General features: G+C 69.5%; 19 protein-coding genes. 2 read left to right on the forward strand and 17 right to left on the reverse strand.

Features of this window, described 5'->3' with window-relative positions:
- Positions 1 to 104 precede the first annotated feature (104 nt).
- Complete coding sequence (locus tag ACWGDB_RS16795) at positions 105 to 422, reverse strand: hypothetical protein (protein WP_453823137.1); 318 nt, start codon at positions 420 to 422, stop codon at positions 105 to 107.
- A gap of 727 nt (positions 423 to 1,149) precedes the next feature.
- Between ACWGDB_RS16795 and ACWGDB_RS16800 the strand changes: the two genes are divergently transcribed.
- A complete protein-coding gene (locus ACWGDB_RS16800; RefSeq protein ID WP_453823138.1) occupies positions 1,150 to 1,536 on the forward strand; it encodes a hypothetical protein in 387 nt (128 codons plus the stop codon).
- A 191-nt stretch (positions 1,537 to 1,727) separates the two neighbouring features.
- Here ACWGDB_RS16800 and ACWGDB_RS16805 read toward each other — a convergent pair whose 3' ends face one another.
- From ACWGDB_RS16805 to rpsB, 5 genes are all read right to left on the reverse strand, one after another.
- A complete protein-coding gene (locus ACWGDB_RS16805) occupies positions 1,728 to 2,894 on the reverse strand; it encodes a phosphatidate cytidylyltransferase (RefSeq protein ID WP_453823139.1) in 1,167 nt (388 codons plus the stop codon).
- Positions 2,894 to 3,451, reverse strand: a complete 558-nt coding sequence (gene frr / locus ACWGDB_RS16810; protein ID WP_062666818.1) for a ribosome recycling factor — start codon at positions 3,449 to 3,451, stop codon at positions 2,894 to 2,896. Before frr ends, ACWGDB_RS16805 begins: the two co-directional genes overlap by 1 nt.
- Before the next feature lie 168 nt (positions 3,452 to 3,619).
- Positions 3,620 to 4,378 (reverse strand): UMP kinase, encoded by a 759-nt coding sequence (gene pyrH, locus ACWGDB_RS16815; RefSeq protein WP_328422897.1) that lies wholly within the window; start codon positions 4,376 to 4,378, stop codon positions 3,620 to 3,622.
- Between the two features lie 195 nt (positions 4,379 to 4,573).
- Complete coding sequence (tsf, locus tag ACWGDB_RS16820; RefSeq protein ID WP_328878931.1) at positions 4,574 to 5,410, reverse strand: translation elongation factor Ts; 837 nt, start codon at positions 5,408 to 5,410, stop codon at positions 4,574 to 4,576.
- Positions 5,411 to 5,593: 183 nt separating this feature from the next.
- On the reverse strand, positions 5,594 to 6,517 hold the full coding sequence (gene rpsB / locus ACWGDB_RS16825) for a 30S ribosomal protein S2 (RefSeq protein ID WP_383607389.1): 924 nt from the start codon (positions 6,515 to 6,517) through the stop codon (positions 5,594 to 5,596).
- A gap of 365 nt (positions 6,518 to 6,882) precedes the next feature.
- Here rpsB and ACWGDB_RS16830 point away from each other — a divergent pair, with 365 nt between their 5' ends.
- Positions 6,883 to 7,446, forward strand: coding sequence for a murein hydrolase activator EnvC family protein (locus ACWGDB_RS16830; protein WP_453823140.1), 564 nt, complete (start codon positions 6,883 to 6,885; stop codon positions 7,444 to 7,446).
- Positions 7,447 to 7,937: 491 nt separating this feature from the next.
- Here ACWGDB_RS16830 and ACWGDB_RS16835 read toward each other — a convergent pair whose 3' ends face one another.
- The 11 genes from ACWGDB_RS16835 to lepB (ACWGDB_RS16885) all read right to left on the reverse strand — a co-directional run bounded on the left by ACWGDB_RS16835 (position 7,938) and on the right by lepB (ACWGDB_RS16885) (position 17,478).
- The gene (locus ACWGDB_RS16835; protein ID WP_453823195.1) at positions 7,938 to 8,495 is read right to left on the reverse strand and encodes a TetR/AcrR family transcriptional regulator; all 558 of its coding nucleotides are present in this window, start codon (positions 8,493 to 8,495) and stop codon (positions 7,938 to 7,940) included.
- A gap of 95 nt (positions 8,496 to 8,590) precedes the next feature.
- Entirely contained in the window at positions 8,591 to 9,433 is an 843-nt protein-coding gene (whiG, locus tag ACWGDB_RS16840; protein WP_453823141.1) for an RNA polymerase sigma factor WhiG, read from the reverse strand.
- Between the two features lie 293 nt (positions 9,434 to 9,726).
- Positions 9,727 to 10,887, reverse strand: a complete 1,161-nt coding sequence (dprA, locus tag ACWGDB_RS16845) for a DNA-processing protein DprA (RefSeq protein ID WP_453823142.1) — start codon at positions 10,885 to 10,887, stop codon at positions 9,727 to 9,729.
- Positions 10,884 to 12,509: a YifB family Mg chelatase-like AAA ATPase gene (locus ACWGDB_RS16850; protein ID WP_453823143.1), complete on the reverse strand. Its 1,626-nt coding sequence runs from the start codon at positions 12,507 to 12,509 to the stop codon at positions 10,884 to 10,886. Before ACWGDB_RS16850 ends, dprA begins: the two co-directional genes overlap by 4 nt.
- A gap of 1 nt (position 12,510) precedes the next feature.
- Positions 12,511 to 12,888, reverse strand: a complete 378-nt coding sequence (locus ACWGDB_RS16855; RefSeq protein ID WP_453823144.1) for a YraN family protein — start codon at positions 12,886 to 12,888, stop codon at positions 12,511 to 12,513.
- A gap of 107 nt (positions 12,889 to 12,995) precedes the next feature.
- Positions 12,996 to 13,304, reverse strand: a complete 309-nt coding sequence (locus tag ACWGDB_RS16860) for a DUF2469 domain-containing protein (RefSeq protein ID WP_003993268.1) — start codon at positions 13,302 to 13,304, stop codon at positions 12,996 to 12,998.
- Positions 13,305 to 13,360: 56 nt separating this feature from the next.
- A complete protein-coding gene (locus ACWGDB_RS16865; RefSeq protein WP_453823145.1) occupies positions 13,361 to 13,927 on the reverse strand; it encodes an NUDIX hydrolase in 567 nt (188 codons plus the stop codon).
- Complete coding sequence (gene lepB / locus ACWGDB_RS16870) at positions 13,917 to 14,693, reverse strand: signal peptidase I (RefSeq protein WP_453823146.1); 777 nt, start codon at positions 14,691 to 14,693, stop codon at positions 13,917 to 13,919. Before lepB (ACWGDB_RS16870) ends, ACWGDB_RS16865 begins: the two co-directional genes overlap by 11 nt.
- A gap of 128 nt (positions 14,694 to 14,821) precedes the next feature.
- On the reverse strand, positions 14,822 to 15,790 hold the full coding sequence (lepB, locus tag ACWGDB_RS16875; protein ID WP_453823147.1) for a signal peptidase I: 969 nt from the start codon (positions 15,788 to 15,790) through the stop codon (positions 14,822 to 14,824).
- On the reverse strand, positions 15,678 to 16,769 hold the full coding sequence (gene lepB / locus ACWGDB_RS16880; RefSeq protein WP_453823148.1) for a signal peptidase I: 1,092 nt from the start codon (positions 16,767 to 16,769) through the stop codon (positions 15,678 to 15,680). The genes lepB (ACWGDB_RS16875) and lepB (ACWGDB_RS16880) overlap by 113 nt, the downstream gene beginning before the upstream one ends.
- Positions 16,762 to 17,478 carry a signal peptidase I gene (gene lepB, locus ACWGDB_RS16885; RefSeq protein ID WP_453823149.1) on the reverse strand — a complete coding sequence of 239 codons (717 nt, stop codon included), beginning with the start codon at positions 17,476 to 17,478 and terminating at the stop codon, positions 16,762 to 16,764. The genes lepB (ACWGDB_RS16880) and lepB (ACWGDB_RS16885) overlap by 8 nt, the downstream gene beginning before the upstream one ends.
- Between the last annotated feature and the right edge of the window lie 44 nt (positions 17,479 to 17,522).

Below are 17,522 nucleotides of genomic sequence, written 5' to 3' on the forward strand. Positions count from 1 at the left end.
CCACTTGGGTGACCTGCGGCTGCCACCGGCTACGACTGTCGTTAGTAGCCGTCACCGGTCGCCACTGAGCACCCTCGGACGGCCCAGAGACGGCCCAGGTTCGATCACGCGCCGGCTACCTGCCACTCATCGAGCCGGACCCTGACCTGGTGGTTGCGGTCGTCGTGCCAGTAGACCTCACCACTGACCGAGGCCCCGAGGGCCGGAAGCTCCATCCCCAGCGGCATGCGCGTGATCTCCGCCAGCGCGATGGCGTCCCGCGCACCATCTATTCGTACGAAGACCCCAAAGGGCTGGCGACCGATAACCGCTCCGGTGATCTTGCTCCCTGCAGGCAGAGCCGCGACGGTCGCCACCCAGCCCGCCCGCACCGCCTCGGCGGCCGGCATTTCAGGGCTCGCGGCCCACGCATACTCGTCCACCGCTGGATCATGACGCATCGAGCGATGGAAGGCGCCTGGCGTGCCCACATGCGCCCCTGAGGCACTTCCACCTACGCACACGTCATGCCGTCGAGTCAGGACCGGACCCGCTAAGCGGTCGATGACGTCCTACGTTTTTCCGACACAGCCACTGGCGCAACGACTGATACTCATCGGGGTCACCAATCCGTACGCAATACGACTACCGGGCAGCACTCAACGTCATCACTTGCGGAAATCACGGGCAGCAAGAGACGTAGTCGAAAATCACGGACGAGGAAATCTACGACTCCGCTTGGGTTGCGATCAGCGAGCACGAAAAGGGAAGTTTGCAGCGTCCGATACCTGGGGGCTGCATGGCCGAGTACCGCAGCGTCATCCACACCGCCGACATCGATGGGGTCGGCACAGACGCCAACGTCTCCTCACCCTGTACGGAGGCAGTAGCGGCGAAGTCCAAGTCGACTCGTCTGCAGACGATTTCGTGCCGGGAAGCGTATGCCTCCGCACATTCACCTTCCGGGAACTTGGGCCGCTGAAGTCACTCCGCATTCGACCCGACAACAGTGGCACTCGTCCGGGGTGACACTTGGAGCGAATCTAAGTAACCAACGAGTCGGACGCCTCGAAGTGGCCATTCGAGTGCAACAGGTGGCTGTCCGAGACGGATGACGATGGCCGAATTGATCGGCAGATAAGGACAACTCGAACAGAGAAACGAGGGGAAATGCCTGTCATTGTAGACAAGTACATCACCGTCGCAGAATGGAACACCGACGTAGATACCACCGTGAACCTCAAGAACGGTGACTGGATCGACATCAGCGCAAGCGGCAACATTTGGGCCGGTGTGTGGTTCACGGGCGAAAACGGCCCCAATGGCTGGCCTGGATGGAGCGCCAGCAACGACAGTCCCCTTCCCGGCGCAGCGCCGTTCAGCCTCCTCGGAAAGACGTCCGAGGACGGATACTTCTTCGTCGGCTCCTCGCTGCGGCGCCCCTACCGCATCGAGAGCCTCGGGCCAGGAGAAACCCGCTTGGCCCTTCGCATCAACGACAACAAACCCGGCAACGGGTCTGGGGCCTTCTCTGTTCGGATCCAGGTCTGGCGATGACAGGCGGCTACGCAGGCAAGGTGGAGTCACCGTCGTTGTGCTGAGCGCCGCGGCTGGGTCGCGAGCCTGCGGCTTGCCGTAGGCGTCGGCCTCTTCCACTTACCGCCCAACTCCGGCCCCTCACCCAACAGAAACCAAAGGGCCTCCGCTCGATCAGAGCGGAGGCCCCCAGGTACGGACACGTACGGACGTCAGCCCGAGCCCACGAACAGCACCATCAGCAGCCACACCACCGGCGCCGTGGGCAGCAGCGAGTCCAGGCGGTCCATGATCCCGCCGTGACCCGGCAGCAGCGTGCCCATGTCCTTGATGCCCAGGTCCCGCTTGATCATCGACTCGCCGAGGTCACCCAGCGTGGCGGTGGCCGCGACCGCGAGGCCCAGGAGCAGGCCCTGCCACCAGGTGCCGTCGTCGATGAGGAACTGCATGCACAGCGCGCCCGCCACCATCGCGAAGCTCACCGCGCCGAGCAGGCCCTCGCGGGTCTTGCCGGGGCTGATGCGCGGGGCGAGCTTGTGCGTGCCGAAGCGCCAGCCGACGGCGTATGCGCCGGTGTCGCTGACGACCGTCAGGAGCAGGAACGTCAGGACCCGCCAGGGCCCGTCGTCGGCGGTCAGCATCATCGCGACGAACGTCGCCAGGAACGGCACGTAGAACGCCGCGAAGACGCCCGCGGTGACGTCCTTGAGGTAGCCCTCCGGCGGCTCCGTCATCCGCCAGACCAGCACGGCCAGCGAGGTCAGCGCCATCGCCGTCCAGGCGCCCTCGGCACCCCGGGCGTACCCGGCGACCACCATGGCCGCACCGCCGACCGCGAGCGGGACGAGGGGCGCCTTGATGCCCTTGCGCTCCTCGAGCCGCTTGGTCAGTTCCCACAGGCCCACGACCACGGCGACCGCGACCACACCGACGAACACGGCCTTGACGACGAACAGCGAAGCGACGATCACCACGCCGAGCCCGACAGCGACCCCTATGGCCGCACCCAGGTCGCGCCCCGCGCTCTTCTTCGGCGGCTGGGGCGCCGGCTGCGGGGAGTCGTGCATGGGCTCCGGATTCTGCTGCGCCGCCTCGAAGGGCCGCGCCTGCGACGTGTCGTACGGCCGCGCTCGGGGCGGCTGTTCGCGGAACAAGGGGCCGCTCAGCCGAGCGGCCCCCCGATCGTCATCCTGGTCTCCGCCATACGCGGGTACGTCGGGCACGATGGGCATGGGGCGAGTCTGCTGCGCCTCAGGCGCATCGTACGCGGGACCCGCCGGGGCAGCCCCTTGGACAGGTCCACGCGCGGCGGCCCCCCAGTACCCGGCCTGCCCGGCCTGCCCGGCTTGTGGCGGCGCCCCCCAGGAAGAGTCGTTCATCAGACCTCGAGCAGCTCGGCTTCCTTGTGCTTGAGGAGCTCGTCCACCTGAGCGACGTACTTGTGCGTGGTGTCGTCGAGCTCCTTCTCCGCGCGGCGGCCCTCGTCCTCGCCGATCTCGCCGTCCTTGATCAGCTTGTCGATGGCGTCCTTGGCCTTGCGGCGGACGGAGCGGATGGACACCTTGGCGTCCTCGCCCTTGCCCTTGGCGACCTTGATGTAGTCGCGGCGGCGCTCCTCGGTGAGCTCGGGGAACACCACTCGAATGATGTTGCCGTCGTTGCTCGGGTTGACGCCGAGGTCGGAGTCGCGGATCGCCTGCTCGATGTTGCGCAGCGCGCTCTTGTCGAACGGCGTCACGACCGCCATGCGCGGCTCCGGCACGGAGAACGAAGCCAGCTGGTTGATCGGCGTCGGCGCACCGTAGTAGTCGGCCACGATCTTGTTGAACATCGCCGGGTGCGCACGGCCGGTGCGGATCGCGGCGAAGTCCTCCTTGGCGACCACGACGGCCTTCTCCATCTTCTCCTCGGCCTCGAGGAGGGTCTCTTCGATCACCACTTGCTCCTGCGTGTCTTGAGTAAGGCCCGGCTGCGGTTCCTCGGTGAGGCGGTGGCCGGCTGCGTCGCGTCTTCTTCCTGCACGGTTCCCGACCGGCAGGACATTGTCCATCCCCCGGTCAGGGTCCGTCCCGTCCGTCCCCCGGACGGGCTTGTTGTCGGAGCGTCAGCCCCGGCCGCCCTGCTCACCCACAAGCGTGCCGATCTTCTCACCCTTGACGGCGCGCGCGATATTGCCCTCCGCCAGAAGCTCGAAGACGAGGATCGGGAGCTTGTTGTCGCGGCACAGCGTGACGGCGGTCGCGTCGGCGACCTTGAGGTCGCGGGTGATGACCTCGCCGTAGCCGAGGGAGTCGAACTTGACGGCGTCCGGGTTGGTCTTCGGGTCGGAGTCGTAGACCCCGTCCACGCCGTTCTTGCCCATCAGCAGCGCCTCGGCGTCGATCTCCAGTGCGCGCTGAGCGGCGGTGGTGTCGGTGGAGAAGTACGGCATGCCCATACCGGCGCCGAAGATGACCACGCGGCCCTTCTCCAGGTGCCGTACGGCGCGCAGCGGAATGTACGGCTCGGCGACCTGGCCCATGGTGATGGCGGTCTGGACCCGGCTGTCGATGCCCTCCTTCTCCAGGAAGTCCTGGAGGGCGAGGCAGTTCATCACGGTGCCGAGCATGCCCATGTAGTCGGAGCGGGCCCGGTCCATGCCGCGCTGCTGGAGTTCGGCGCCGCGGAAGAAGTTGCCGCCGCCGATGACGACCGCGACCTGCGCGCCGTCGCGCACGACGGCCGCGATCTCGCGGGCGATCTTGTGCACCACGTCCGGGTCGACGCCGAGGCCCCCGCCGCCGGAGAAGGCCTCTCCGGACAGCTTCAGCAGGTACCGGCCGCGTACTTTGCCGTCGTCGCTCTTCTGGGCCTTGGTGGTCATGGAGATCCCGCCTTTGTTACGTGGTGCACATACGAAGAAGGCCACTGCCGGTTGGGGTGTGTTTCGCATCCCATGCGCGGCAATGGCCTCCTCGTCAGATCTGCTGTCGTCCGTCACGCGCGCGTGCGTGGTGACGGCGTCCGCGGACGACTGCCCTCGACCCTATCGGGGTCGGGCGCCGATCGCGGTACGGACTCAGATGCCGACCTTGATGCGCGTGAAGCGCTTCAGGGTGACACCGGCCTCGTCCAGAACCTTCTGGACGGACTTCTTGTTGTCGAGCGCGTACGGCTGACCGAGCAGCGTGGCGTCCTTGAAGAAGCCGTTGAGGCGACCCTCGACGATCTTCGGCAGGGCGGCCTCGGGCTTGCCCTCGGCGCGGGTGGTCTCCTCGGCGACGCGACGCTCCGACTCGACGACCTCGGCCGGCACGTCCTCCTTGGCGAGGTACTTCGGCGCGAAGGCGGCGATGTGCTGGGCGATGCCCTTGGCGACCTCGGCGTTCGGCTTGTCCAGCTCGACGAGGACACCGATCTGCGGGGGCAGGTCGGGCATCGTGCGGTGCATGTACGCGAGCACGAAGCCGTCACCGTACTGCGCGAAGCGGTCCAGGACGATCTTCTCGCCCAGGTTGGCGTTGGCCTCGTCCACGAACGCCTGGACGGTCTTGCCGGCCTCGATCTCGGAGGCGAGCAGGGCCTCGATGTCGGCCGGGGAGGTCTTCGCGACGTGCTCGGCGATCGCGGTGGCGACGGCCTGGAACTTGTCACCCTTGGCGACGAAGTCCGTCTCGCACTTCAGCTCGACGAGGACACCGGAGGAGTTGTCGTCGGCGATGATCGAGACCACGGCGCCGTTCTCGGCGGAGCGGCCCTCGCGCTTGGCGACGCCCTTCTGGCCCTTGATGCGGAGCGCCTCGACGGCCTTCTCGACGTTGCCCTCGGCCTCGTCCAGCGCCTTCTTGCAGTCCATCATGCCGGCGCCGGTGAGCTCACGGAGCTTCTTGACGTCAGCGGCGGTGTAGTTCGCCATGAGTCTGTGAATCTTTCTCGAAGTCTGGAAGATCGAAGATCTACGGGGTCTGCGGCCCCCATGTAGTCGGAGACCGCTGACCTTTCGTCGACCTACGGGTGAACGGCGGGAGCGGACTTCACCGCGCCGGAGGCGCAAGTGGGTGCAGTACCGCTCCCGCCGTCAACCCTGACGCTGACGGTGTCAGGCCTGCTCGCCCTCGGCGGCCGGAGCCTCGGTGGCGGGGGCGTCGGCGGCGGGGGCCTCAGCGGCCGGGGCCTCGGCAGCGGGCGCCTCGGCGGCGGGGGCCTCAGCAGCGGGGGCCTCAGCAGCGGCCGGAGCCTCGTCGGCCTTCTTCTCGCCCTCGAGCAGGTCGCGCTCCCACTCGGCGAGCGGCTCGCCCGCGGCCTTCTCGCCCTTGTCGCCGGTGGCGACGCCGGAGCGGGCGATGAGGCCCTCGGCGACGGCGTCGGCGATCACGCGGGTGAGCAGGGTGACGGAGCGGATCGCGTCGTCGTTGCCCGGGATCTTGTAGTCGACCTCGTCGGGGTCGCAGTTGGTGTCGAGGATCGCGACGACCGGAATGTTGAGCTTCCGGGCTTCACCAACGGCGATGTGCTCCTTCTTGGTGTCCACGATCCAGACGGCGCTGGGCACCTTCTGCATCTCGCGGATACCGCCCAGGGTCTTCTCCAGCTTGGCCTTCTCGCGGGAGAGAACCAGCAGCTCCTTCTTGGTGAGGCCGGAGGCGGCCACGTCCTCGAAGTCGATCTGCTCGAGCTCCTTCAGGCGCTGCAGGCGCTTGTAGACGGTCGAGAAGTTGGTGAGCATGCCGCCCAGCCAGCGCTGGTTGACGTAGGGCATGCCGACGCGGGTGGCCTGCTCGGCGATGGCCTCCTGCGCCTGCTTCTTCGTGCCGACGAACATGACCGTGCCGCCGTGGGCGACGGTCTCCTTGACGAACTCGTAGGCGCGGTCGATGTACGACAGCGACTGGAGCAGGTCGATGATGTAGATGCCGTTGCGCTCCGTGAAGATGAAGCGCTTCATCTTCGGGTTCCAACGACGGGTCTGGTGACCGAAGTGGACGCCGCTTTCCAGCAGCTCCCGCATCGTGACGACGGCCATGGCCGTATCTCCTTGAATGTTCTCGGTTGTGCCGCGGATGCCGGACGGCTTCCGCGCCTGACGCCCACATGCGCCGTGCCACAAGGACCGAGAGGCGCTGATACGGACCGTCTCCGGTTGTCGTATCGGGGCGTGCGAAGTCGACCCGGTGACCCGGATCGCCAGAAGAAGTGTACGGGACCCGCGAGGTACCGGGTGACGCCGCTGTCCACAACCCGGGAGTTATCCACAGATCCCGACCGTGATCTGCGGGGGTGGGGGACGGTTCTCGCATGCGAGCGAAACGATCTGCGAGGGCGGTGAGGGCCACGAATGCCCCGATGACGGCGAGGACTGCCAGGACGATTAGGACATGCGGGCGGCTGGTGGTGCTGTTGCTCCTGACCGCGACCGTCCTGCTGTCCCCGGCGCCACGGCTGACCCCGACCGCCACGAGCGCCGGCGCCGCGTCGGCCCCGGACCCCGCAGTGCCGAGGGTCGGCCGAGCATGGCCCGTGGGGTCACCCCCGCCGATCCTCCGCGCCTGGGAACCCCCGGCGACACGGTACGGGCGTGGTCACCGGGGCGTGGACCTCGGCACCCCGGCGGGGACACCGGTACGGGCGGTGGCGGCGGGGCGGGTCTCCTTCGCGGGCCGGGTGGCGGGTAAGGGGGTCGTGTCGGTGGAGCTGACGGGGACGGGGGATCCGCCGCTGCGGACGACGTACGAGCCGGTGCGGGCGGTACTGAAGAAGGGCGCCGAGGTGGCGGCGGGGGACGTCGTGGGGACGGTGGAGCCGAGGGGCTCGCACTGCACGGGAACGTGCGTGCACTGGGGCCTACGCAGGGGTGACACCTACCTGGACCCGCTGTCACTCCTGCCACCGGGGCTGCTGCGCAGGGGGCCGTCGAGGCTGCTGCCGGTGTTGGGGGTGCCGCTGCCGTCATAGCCGACCCGTTCGCCGTGGTCGACTCGCCCTTCGCAGCCGACCTGGCCCGGGGCCGTTCGACGCGCCACGGCCACACACAGCACCACCGCACTAGCCGCCCGACCGCGGACGCTCGTTCCGCCCAGGCGCCGGGACCGAACGTCGCCCAGCGGGGAGACTCGCGTAGCTGCGGGCACTCACGTCGATGAGGCTGCTCCCGGCCGACTCATGCGGCACCCCCCGGTGTCAGGACGCGCCCAACCCAGGCCTCGTCCCAGCCCACTGAGGCGGCCCCGCCGGCATCGGGCCGCGCCCGACCCTGACTCAGCACGGCCCACAGAGGGGGACCCGCCGACACCGGACCGCACCCGACCCCGACCTCGCTCCGACCCACTGAGGCGGCACCCGCCGGCATCGAGCCCCACCCAACCCTGGCCGCGACCTCAGCCCCGACACAGGCCGCCTTCCAGCACCCGCAGCAGCTCAATTAGACCGGCCTCGCCGGGCCGAAATCAGCCCCGGACACCCCTCAGCGCCATCGACACAGCCGCCTCCGTGATCGCCACAGGCTCCTCCGCCGCCCCCAGCTCGATCCGCCGTACGGCCGCGTCCACGACACCCTGCAACAGCATCGCCGCCAACCGGGGCTCGGCGTGCCCCATCTCCCCCAAGGCCTCGACGATCATCGCGACCAGGCCGCCGTGCGCCGCCCGGATCTTCTCCCGGGCCCCCGCGTCCAGCTCACTCGCGGAGATCGCCACCACGGCCCGGTGCCGCCGGTCCCCGACCAGCGCGAGTTGCCGCCGGACGTACGCCTCGACCTTGCCCTCGGCCGTGGCCTCGCGTTCCATGGCAGCCGAGACCTCCGCGGCCCACACGGGAAAGTCGACCTCGCACAACTCCTCGACCACGGCGGCCCGCGACCGGAAGTACTCGTACACGGAAGAGCGCGCAAGCCCCGTCCGCTCGGCGAGGGCAGGGAATGTCAGCGCCTCCGTCCCGCCCTCGGACAACAGGGATCGAGCCGCGTCCAGCAGGGCGGCTCGCTGCATCGACCGGTGCTCGGCCACGGAGGCCGCTCGAATCCTTGGCACGTCAACCACTTTACGGACGCACCCGCGCCGACGGGAGTCTCTCCGGCCAACCCGACACCCGTCGCGCCAGGTCAACGACCGAAGCCGGCCAGTTTCGCCCGCAGCTGCAGCACCGACTTGGTGTGGATCTGACTCACCCGGCTCTCGGTCACGCCCAGTACGTTCCCGATCTCCGCCAGTGTGAGCCCCTCGTAGTAGTACAGCGTCACCACGGTCTTCTCCCGCTCGGGCAACGTGTTGATCGCCCGCGCCAGAAACCGCCGCAGCTCCCGGTCCTCGGCGACCTCCACGGGGTTGTCCGCGGCGGTGTCCTCCAGGGTGTCCATGACGCTGAGCCCGTCGCCGCCCTCGCCGCCGACGTGCAGCAACTCCTCCAGCGCCACCACGTTGGCCAGCGACAACTGGCTGAAGACCGAGTGGAGTTCGTCCACCGCGATGCCCATCTCGACGGCCACCTCCGCCTCCGTGGGCGTGCGCCGCAGCCGCGCCTCCAGCGTGGCGTAGGCCCGCTCGACGTTGCGCGCCTTCTGCCGCACCGACCGCGGGATCCAGTCCAGCGCCCTGAGCTCGTCGATCATCGCGCCCCGGATCCGCGTGATCGCATACGTCTCGAACTTGATCTCCCGGTCGACGTCGAACTTCTCGATCGCGTCGATCAGCCCGAACACCCCCGACGACACGAAGTCCGCCTGCTCCACATTGGGCGGCAGACCGACGCTCACGCGGCCCGCCACGTACTTGACGAGCGGCGAGTAGTGCAGGATCAGCTGCTCGCGCAGCCGCTCGTCCCCCGTCGCCTTGTACGACCGCCACAGCTCGTCGAGTGTCGAGGGAGCGGGCGGCCGCACGCTGCCACCGTCACGGGCGGCTGGGGGGATCGCCGCCCGGTCGGACCCGGAGGTGTGCTGGGGCATTCGTTGCCTTGTGCCGTTCTGCCGTGAAGTGGGGGTGCCTGGGGGAGCAACCGGTCGGATGTCGTTCTGCTGCCGTTCTGGGGTCGAGGTGCCGGTCTGCGCCGGAATCCTCGTGAGCGTAGCGTGACTGAAGTGTCGCGGTGCGCGAAGGGCGGAGCGCACGCCGTACGCAGATACGTTCCGCTGGACGCCCCGCAGGGTCATACCGGTCGCTCTACGTGATCACCCGAACACCCCAACTGGGGGAATTCTCAAGGGCGTCCGTGTTCCCCCGTACGGCCGAACACGCTCGGTCAGCATCGACTCCGACCGGCGTGAACGGACATCATCGCCTGGCGTGTCAACTTCCAGCTGTCGCCGTGTCGTTCGACGTAACCAAGTGAGCGGAGTTCGTACAGTCTCGCGATCGCGTCGTCCTCGGTGGTCTGCGCCCCGCGCGCGACCTCGTCCACTCTCGCCGCGCGCCGCCCGGGCAGCGCCGCCAGGACTTTGCGCGCCCGAGGCTCCAGCAGATCGCGGGGCAGGACGGGCCCGCGCCGCTCGGGCGCGAGCTCTCCCATGTCGCCGACGAGTTCGACGACCTCGGCGGCGTCGGTGACCAGGACGGCGTCCCCGCGCAGCAGTTCGTGCACGCCCGCCGAGAGGCCGCTGGTGGCCGGGCCGGGGACCCCTATCGTGTGACGGCCCAACCGCTGGGCGGCCCGGGCGGTGACCAGTGAGCCGCTGCGGTGGGCGGCCTCGACGACGACCGTGCCCCGCGTCAGGGCCGCGATCACCCGGTTCCGGACGATGAACCTGGTGGGCGTCGGATGGTCCCCCGGCGGCAGCTCCCCGATGACGAGCCCCTGCTCCGCGATCCTGTTGATCAGCTGGGTGTGCCCGCGCGGGTAAGGCCGGTCGACGCCACAGGCGAGCACGGCGACGGTGGCTCCACCGGAGCCGAGGGCACCGCGATGAGCGGCACCGTCGACCCCGTAGGCCCCTCCGGACACGACCACCCAGCCCCGCTCGGCGAGCCCGCCGGCCAGGGTCGCCGCCATGTGTGCGCCGTACTCGGTGCAGGCGCGGGCCCCGACGACGGCCACGGACCGCAACGCCCACATCCGCAGACTGGCCCGCCCGCGCACCCACAGCCCGAGGGGCCGGGCGTCCCCCAGGTCGTCGAGCTGCCCCGGCCACTCGATGTCCCCGGGGCACAGAAACCGCACGCCTGTCTCCCGGGCGACGGCGAGATCCCGGTCGGGCTCGGCCCGCAGCCCCCGGGCCCGCAGCCCGTCCCACCGCTTGTAACTCACCCCAGGCAAGGCCTCCGCCCCGTCCCGTAACCGCCGCACCACTTCCCCGACGCCGTACTCCCGCACCCACCGCCCGGCGACCTCGTCCCCCGGCTCGACGACCCGGCTGAGGAAGACCCGGCCGAGCAGTTCGTCGTCCGGCTCCTCGGTGCCGTTCACGTCAGCGCCCCGATGGCCATGGGCACGCCGCGCGGCACACCGGTGCGCAGTTGCAGGGCCAGGGCGACGTCCGTCGCGTCGGGACGGTCGTGGCCGACCAGGTCGGCGACGGTCCAGGCGACCCGCAGCACACGGTCGAGTCCTCGTGCGGTCAGCACGCCGCGTTCCAGGCTGCGTTCCGCGTCGTCCATGGCGCCGATCGCCGCGTACCAGCGGCTGCGCAGCTCCCGTCCGGGGATCTCGCTGTTGGTCCGCCACGGGGTACCGGCGAGCCGGTCCGAGGCCCGCTCGCGGGCCGCGCGCACCCGGTCGGCGACGGTGGCCGTGGATTCGCCCCGGGCCCCGCGCTCGGTCAGCTGGGCGCGCGTGACACGGTCCACCTCGACGCGGAGGTCGACCCGGTCGAGCAGCGGCCCCGACAGCCGCGCCTGATAGCGGCGGATCGCCGAGGGCGGGCACTCGCACAGGTCGCCCGTCTGGGAGAAACGGCCGCAGGGGCAGGGGTTGGCCGCGAGCACCATCAGGAACTTCGCCGGGAAGCGCACCACGCCGGCGCTGCGCGCGATCACCACATGCCCGGCTTCCAGCGGCTGCCGCAGGGCGTCGAGGGCGTGGCTGTTGAACTCCGGCGTCTCGTCCAGGAAGAGGACCCCCCGGTGGGAGAGGGACACCGCGCCGGGCCGGGCGATGCCCGCGCCGCCGCCGACGAGCGACTGCATGGTCGCCGAGTGATGCGGTGCGCAGTAGGGAGCCACGTCGATCAGGGGCTTGCCCGGGGGCAGCAGCCCCGCCACCGAGTGCACTGCCGTGACCTCCAGCGACTCCTCCCTGCGCAGCCGGGGCAGGATGGCCGGCAGCCGCTCCGCGAGCATCGTCTTGCCCGCGCCGGGCGGCCCCTCGAGGAACAGGTGATGCCCGCCCGCCGCGGCGACCTCCACGGCCGTACGCGCCGAGATCTGACCCACCACGTCGGCGAGGTCGTGCCCGTCGTCGGGGTCGGTGGCACCCATGCTGTGCATGCCCGTGGCCGCCCCGGTGCCCGGCACCCGCAAGCCCGCGAGAAGTGGGTCCGGGCGGCCCTGATCCTCCGGTTCCTCGTCGGGCACGGGTTCGTCCGCGAGGACGGCGATCAGCTGGCGCAGACTGCGCACGCCGAGTACGGACACGCCCGGCACCAGCGAGGCCTCGGCAGCGGCGCATTCGGGGACGACGACCTGCTCGTAGCCTGCGTCCGCGGCGGCCAGCACCGCCGGCAGGATGCCCCGCACGGGACGCACCCGTCCGTCCAGGCCCAGCTCGCCGATCATCACGATGTCCGCGAGGACCCGTGGGTCGATCCGCTCGGCGGCGCCGAGGACGGCACATGCGACGGCCAGGTCGAAGCCGCTGCCCGCCTTGGGCACCGACGCGGGGCTGAGCCCGACGGTGAGCTTCTTCTGCGGCCACTCCCCGCCCGAGTTCACGACGGCCGCCCGTACCCGGTCCCGGCTCTCCGACAGGCTCTTGTCCGGCAGTCCCACCAGGGTGAACGCCGCCACCCCCGGCTCCAGATCCGCCTGGACCTCCACCACAACGCCCTCGACGCCCACCAGAGCGACCGAGCACGTACGCGCGAACCCCATCTCAGGCCACCCCTCGCGCGTGCTCGACCACGGGCGCGCCGCGGCCGGGCAGGATCACGCCGACGAGGTCGATGCGGACGCCTCCGGGTGGAGCCCCGCCGTGAGTGTGGATCCAGTGTTCCGCGAGGCCGCGCAGGCGTTCCGCCTTCTCCGGGGTCACCGCGGCCATCGGATGCTCGAAGGCACCCGCCCTGCGGGTCTTCACCTCACAGACGACCAGCACATCGCCGTCCCTGGCGACGATGTCGATCTCTCCGGTCCTGCCACAGCGCCAGTTGCACTCCAGAACCGTCATCCCGGCCTCGACCAGCCGTCGTGCGGCCAGCGTCTCGCCGTACCTGCCCAGTGCGCTGCGTGCGCTTCCCTTGCTCGTGCTCATGTCGGCACCACCTCCGGCGCCAACGATGAGTGCAGCTCAGCAAGCTATTGGATCTTGGTGGACAAGTCCGTGACTGTGGAAAACTTCCTCACCCCTGCGAGTGAACCTCACCCGCTCGGGAGCTCGAGATCGCTCTTGTTGAGCTCCTCGATGTTCACGTCCTTGAATGTGAGCACTCGGACCTGCTTCACGAACCGGGCCGGCCGGTACATGTCCCACACCCAGGCATCCGCCATGGACACCTCGAAGAACACCTCACCCTGGACCGAGTGAACCTGCATCTCGTAGTCGTTGGTCAGGTAGAAGCGCCGCTCGGTCTCGATCACGTACTTGAACAGACCGACGACATCGCGGTACTCCCGATAGAGCTTGAGCTCCATCTCGGTCTCGTACTTTTCGAGGTCCTCGGCGCTCATGGCATGTTCCCCTTCAGCCGTGCGATCCCACCATTGTGCGCCAGTCCCGTCCGCACCTAGACAATTTCAGGGTCAAGGGTCACGGGCCCAGCGGGGGGACCTTCGTCGAGCAGTGTGCGCAGTAGCTCGGCGAGTCTGGTCGGATACACCGTCTCATGTGCCTGGGCAAGTTCCCGACACGTCCACCAGCGTGCTCCTGCGACGCTGCGACGCTCCAGCTCGGTGAGGCCCATGGCCCGCGTCGCCGTCTGAGTCGTACGGGCCAGGTAGTACCACTCGTCCTGGTCCCAGCGGCGGCCGGCGAACGGGAACGAGCACATCCGGTGCCACAGCACGGGGCCGAGCTCGACCTCCGTGATGCCGGTCTCCTCGGCGAGTTCCCGCAGGGCGGCCTGGGCACGGCTCTCGTCGCCCTCGACGCCGCCGCCCGGGGTGAACCACCAGTCGTCGGCCGGATCCTCCGGCTCGTGGCCGTGCAGCAGCAGAATGCGGTCCTGCGGATCGAGGAGGACGACTCGGGCGACCTTGCGCAGTCCGCCGTCGTACGAGTCGCCGTACGGCCCGTTCCCGAGGCCCGTCCCGCCGTACGTCCCGTTCCCCACGCCCGTCGCCTCAGCGGGCACCCGCAGGCTCCGTACGGGTCTGGGAGCGCTTGCTCATTCGTTTGGCGATCGGGCCGTAGGCGCCGCCGGCCAGGACGAGCACGCCCCCGCCGACGATCAGCGCGACCATCGTCCGCAGCGGCCCCGGCGACGACAGCGAGCCGAGCTGCTCGAAGCTCGCGGCGGGCTCCAGCATGCCGTCCATGGGCCAGACGACGGCGTCCACGCGGGCCGACACGGCGCTGCGCGCCACGGTGCCCTTGGCGGCGTCCGTGAGGTGGGCCGTGGAGTCCAGGGAGCCGCTGCGCTCGTCGCCGAGCAGGAAGAGCCGGTCCTTCGGCACCGTCACCGTCGGGAAGTTCTGGAGCTCTGCCAGGCCGTCCTTGGCCAGGTAGGGCTCGTCGATCTGCTTGCCGTTGACGGTCAGCTTGCCGTCCGTGCAGCAGGCGACCGTGTCACCGCCGACGGCGACCACGCGCTTGACGACGGGTGCGTCGGTCACCCAGGTCTTGTCGGTGAAGACGACGACGTCACCGCGGCGCACATCACCGCCGTCGACCCGCTGGGCCAGCACCCGGTCGCCCGCGCCGATCGTCGGCGCCATCGAACTGGTGGGCACGGTGTACGGCCGGTAGACCACCGCTCCCCAGGCGAACCCGGCCAGGAACAGCACCAGGCCCAGCGCCACGGCCAGCCCGGACAACCGCTCTCCGGTCCGGCTGCCCGCCGGGCCACTGCTCGCGCCACCGCCACGCGGCGCCGTACGTGTCGTGCTCTCGCCACCCATGGGTCCGCACCCTACCCGGCGGTACCGACACCGGGCAGCCCCTCCTGAGCGCCTCGGGCCACGGGCTCGGCAAAGCTTTCCCAAGCTCTCCGCGGCGGGGGCCTCACCCCAGGAAGGGCGTCAGGCGGTCAGCGGGTCTGCGCCGCCTTGATCCGCTGTCGGCGCCACAGCACCAGCGGCACCGCACCCGCGAGCGCAAGGCCTTGCGGGGCGACGGTCAGAGCGGCGGAACGGGCGCTCAGGTTCTGGTCGAAGGTGTCCGGAACCGGCAGGTTGTCCCAGCGGTTGATCGGCCAGGCGATCACGATGGCGCGGCCGACGACCTCGTTGACGGGGACCATGCCGTGGTTCTTGTCGGACTGGTTGTAGCGCGAGTCCCGGGAGTTCTGCCGGTGATCGCCCATGACCCAGATCTTGCCTTCGGGGACCTTGACCTTGAACTGGCCGCCCTGGTCGTCCTGGCTGCACGGGGTGTTGCCCGGGTAGACGTACGGCTCGTTCAGCGCCTTGCCGTTGACCGTCAGCGGGCCGGTGCCCTCGCACTGGATGGTGTCGCCGCCGACGCCCACGACGCGCTTGATGAGGTCCTTCTCCTCCGCGGACGGCATCAGGCCGATCCAGCTGAGGAAGGTCTGCAGGGCGTTGGGGTCGGGAGTGGGCTCACCGGCCAGCCACTGGTCGGGGTCGTGGAAGACGACGACCTCGCCGCGCTCGGGCTCGGAGCCGAACCAGGGCGTGAGCTTGTCGACCAGGACGCGGTCACCCTGCTGGAGGGTGTTCTGCATCGAGTCGGAGGGGATCGAGAACGCCTGCACCAGGAACGTCTTGATCAGCAGCGCGAGAACGAGCGCGATACCGATCAGGATGGGCAGCTCCTTCCAGAAGGAACGCTGCTTCTTCGACTGGGGGGAGGCCCCGCCCGACCCCTGACCGTCGGTCGGCGGCCGTCCGCCGGACCCATCGCCGTCGCCCGGCCCTCCGGGGTCATTCCCGGAGGTCACGGCGCCGTCCGCGGCCGGGTCGGCTGCGCCCACGGGGCGTCCGCGGTGCTCCTCGCCGTCGTGCCCGGATCGTGCGCCAACCGCCACATCCCCCACGCCAACTCCTCACTCTGTGCCGCTGCCTGCCCGAGAGACGGTGCAGGCCCACCACTCCCATAACGAGCGGGAGTTCCGCAGGGCTCGGGAGCTGAATCGTTCCGATCGATTCGTCGGAAGCAACCCTATGCGACTGCTGGGCGGCCGCGGTCGACCCGGTCGCCGCGTCGGACACCGATGCGTAAGTTTTCGGTTCCTCGAGTGAGTTCCAGTGACCGAAGGGCCAGGCGATGACCATGGCCCGTCCCACGACCTCGCCCTCGGAGACCGTGCCGCCGTAGCCCTGGTTCTGGTGTGCGCGGGAGTCCGCGGAGTTGGCGCGGTGGTCGCCCATCACCCACAGCCGGCCCTGCGGGACGGTGATGTCGAACTTCGACTCGGAGGGGGCGTTGCCGGGATAGAGATAGTCCTCGTTCAGGGGAACGCCGTTGACGGTGACTCGCCCTTGCGTGTCACAGCACTTGACGCGGTCGCCACCGACCCCGACGACGCGCTTGATGAGGTCCTTCTCGTCCTCGGACGGCAGCAGGCCGATGAAGGTGAGCGCCTCCTTGACCTGCTTGATGACGACGGGGTCCTCCTTCTTCACCGTCGTCTGCTCGTCCTGGAGCCAGCCGCCGGGGTCCTTGAAGACGACGACGTCCCCGCGCTGCGGTTCTGAGCCGAACCAGGGGGTGAGCTTGTCGACCAGGACGCGGTCGCCGATCTGGATCGTCTGCTCCATCGAGCCGGACGGGATCACGAAGGCCTGGACGAGGAACGTCTTCAGGACCAGCGCTATGAGGACCGCGACGCCGACGAGGAGGGGTATCTCCTTGATCGCGGAGCGCCTGCGGCGGCGCTTGACCTTGCGCTGGAGCTTGCGCCGCTCCGCGCGCGTACGACCGCCTGCGGGGCTGGCGGCGCGCCGGGAACCGGTGGGCAGCAGATTCTCGGCGGGGCTGCTCGCGATGCCGCGCGGTTTGCCACGGTTACCCATGCGCGCCCTCCGCGGCGGGCACGCGCGCGTAGGCGTCCGGACGGTCCAGGCGGGTCCAGTGGGCGGTCGGCCATACGATCCAGTCGACGCGGCCGATGACGTCGTCGAGCGGGATCATGCCGCCGCCGGGCGAGCCGAGATGGTCGCGGGAGTCACTGGACTCACTGCGGTGGTCGCCGAGGACGAACAGGGTGCCGTCGGGCACGACGACGTCGAAGGGCACCGTGGACGGGCTGTCACCGGGGTACAGGAACGTCGACTCGTCGACCGACCGGCCGTTCACCTGGATCCTCCCCTCCTTGTCACAGCAGACCACGCGGTCTCCCCCCGCACCCACAACGCGCTTGACGTAGTCCGCATCCCCGAAGTACCCAGTTCCGTCGAACACGACAACATCGCCGCGTCGCGGCTCGGCACCGAAACGGTACGCCAACTTATTTACGAGAACGCGGTCGCCGATCCTCAATCCGGACTCCATGGATCCGCTGGGAATCTCGAACGGCCGCAGCACGAACGTGTTGAGCAGCAGCAGAAAGACCAGGAAGACCAGCAGGGTGAGGCTGATCCGCCCGCCCGGGACCCATGCGGTGATCCGCGACACCAACGCGAAGCGCGACCGTCCCTCCTGCCCCTCGGTGTCCGAGATCGCCTCGGAGTCGGAAGGGCGGGAGGAGCGGTCGCGCTCCGTCTGCTGTGCTTCGGTGTCCATCGGGGCCAGATGTTATCCGGCCCCGCTCGGGACCCCGCGGGGGC

It is taken from the genome of Streptomyces sp. NPDC055013 (assembly GCF_053608645.1).

Excerpts from the sequence above, each read along its gene's own strand:
- ACWGDB_RS16800 (WP_453823138.1), top strand. The coding sequence starts at position 1,150 with ATGCCTGTCATTGTAGACAAGTACATCACCGTCGCAGAATGGAACACC.
- ACWGDB_RS16805 (WP_453823139.1), bottom strand. The coding sequence starts at position 2,894 with ATGAACGACTCTTCCTGGGGGGCGCCGCCACAAGCCGGGCAGGCCGGG.
- pyrH (WP_328422897.1), bottom strand. The coding sequence starts at position 4,378 with ATGACCACCAAGGCCCAGAAGAGCGACGACGGCAAAGTACGCGGCCGG.
- tsf (WP_328878931.1), bottom strand. The coding sequence starts at position 5,410 with ATGGCGAACTACACCGCCGCTGACGTCAAGAAGCTCCGTGAGCTCACC.
- rpsB (WP_383607389.1), bottom strand. The coding sequence starts at position 6,517 with ATGGCCGTCGTCACGATGCGGGAGCTGCTGGAAAGCGGCGTCCACTTC.
- whiG (WP_453823141.1), bottom strand. The coding sequence starts at position 9,433 with ATGCCCCAGCACACCTCCGGGTCCGACCGGGCGGCGATCCCCCCAGCC.
- ACWGDB_RS16850 (WP_453823143.1), bottom strand. The coding sequence starts at position 12,509 with ATGGGGTTCGCGCGTACGTGCTCGGTCGCTCTGGTGGGCGTCGAGGGC.
- ACWGDB_RS16855 (WP_453823144.1), bottom strand. The coding sequence starts at position 12,888 with ATGAGCACGAGCAAGGGAAGCGCACGCAGCGCACTGGGCAGGTACGGC.
- ACWGDB_RS16860 (WP_003993268.1), bottom strand. The coding sequence starts at position 13,304 with ATGAGCGCCGAGGACCTCGAAAAGTACGAGACCGAGATGGAGCTCAAG.
- lepB (WP_453823146.1), bottom strand. The coding sequence starts at position 14,693 with ATGGGTGGCGAGAGCACGACACGTACGGCGCCGCGTGGCGGTGGCGCG.
- lepB (WP_453823148.1), bottom strand. The coding sequence starts at position 16,769 with ATGGGTAACCGTGGCAAACCGCGCGGCATCGCGAGCAGCCCCGCCGAG.
- lepB (WP_453823149.1), bottom strand. The coding sequence starts at position 17,478 with ATGGACACCGAAGCACAGCAGACGGAGCGCGACCGCTCCTCCCGCCCT.